This is a genomic window from Ruegeria sp. AH12, assembly GCF_056541465.1.
Genome location: NZ_JBQFYL010000102.1, coordinates 1 through 906, shown reverse-complemented (window position 1 = coordinate 906; position 906 = coordinate 1). Strand labels below are relative to the sequence as shown.

At 57.4% G+C, this 906-nt stretch carries 1 pseudogene; it reads left to right on the top strand.

Annotated features, from left to right (window positions below):
* A pseudogene (locus ACR0EL_RS21915) lies at window positions 1–906 on the top strand (ABC transporter ATP-binding protein); the annotation flags it as partial.

Genomic DNA, 906 nt, shown 5'->3' with positions numbered 1-906 from the left:
CTGGCCACAACCTCAACAGCCTGCATCAGGCGGTGATTGCGGCGCGGATCGGCTATGCCTATTCACGCCCTTACCTGTTCGACGGAACATTGGGTGATAACCTGCTAATGCCGCTGCGCACGCATCCTCAACACGAAAGTGGTGCATTGCAGGCCCCCTCACGCCGCCAGATCGAAGCCGTGCGCGCCGGGAACCCACCCGATTCACTGTCCGATGAATGGATCGATCCAAGCCTCGCGGGTCTTGATGACATCGAGGATATTCGCGATTGGTGGTTCCAGCTTGTCGAAGCGATGGGCATTGATGAATTTATGTTCAGGCGCACTTTGCGCTCTCAGTTCGACCCGGAAGTACACCCGGTGCTGGCGAAAGAAATAGTCGATCTGCGAGATACCGTTGCCACACGCCTGCAAGAGCGCGGGTTGGACAAGTATGTCTATCGGTTCGATCCTGACCAGTTCAATCCCGCCGTGCCCTTGGGCGGGAACCTGCTGTTCGCTTCACCGACGCATGATATCGCACCGGACATTCTGGCGGGGGACCACCGGTTTCTGTCGTTGCTTACGGGCAATGGCCTTGATGATGACGCGCTCAGCATCGCTCAGGCCGTTCTGGAAACCCTAAACCAGACTTTCGGGCGAGATGGGGCCGATCACCCGTTGTTCTTGCGGCTTGGCATGTCAAAAGACATGTACCACCGTCTGCTCGATATCGAAGAGCGCCGCAAAACCAAGGGCGAGGAAGCCATCGGCGATCAGGAACGTGCGCTGCTGTTGACCGTCCCATTTATGCTGACCGCTGAACAAATCGGCCCAAGTTTCCCTGAGGAGTACAAGGACAAAATCCTTTCCATTCGTCACAGTCAGGCCGAACGGCTGCGGGGCGCTATGGGTGCGATGTTCGTGC